The sequence below is a fragment of the Duganella lactea genome (assembly GCF_009857505.1).
Lineage (GTDB): Bacteria > Pseudomonadota > Gammaproteobacteria > Burkholderiales > Burkholderiaceae_D > Rugamonas > Rugamonas lactea.
Genome location: NZ_WWCP01000116.1, coordinates 1 through 257, shown reverse-complemented (window position 1 = coordinate 257; position 257 = coordinate 1). Strand labels below are relative to the sequence as shown.

The 257-nt window shown below is 50.2% G+C and carries 1 rRNA gene; it reads right to left on the bottom strand.

What is annotated here, in order from left to right:
- Window positions 1-257: ribosomal RNA gene (locus GTP44_RS26940) — 23S ribosomal RNA — on the bottom strand; the annotation flags it as partial.

The window sequence follows — 257 nt, the reverse complement described above, 5'->3', positions numbered from 1 at the left end:
AATACTCATCTCGCCCACCTGTGTCGGTTTGCGGTACGGTCTCGTATGACTGAAGCTTAGAGGCTTTTCTTGGAACCACTTCCGATTGCTACGTGAACAAGTTCACTCGTCCCAGTCCCTTGGATTACGTACCCGGATTTGCCTAAGTACCTCCTATGAACCAGAAACTGACTATTCCAACAGTCAGACAACCTTCCGCGATCCGTCCCCCCATCGCATCATACGACGGTGCAGGAATATTAACCTGCTTCCCATCA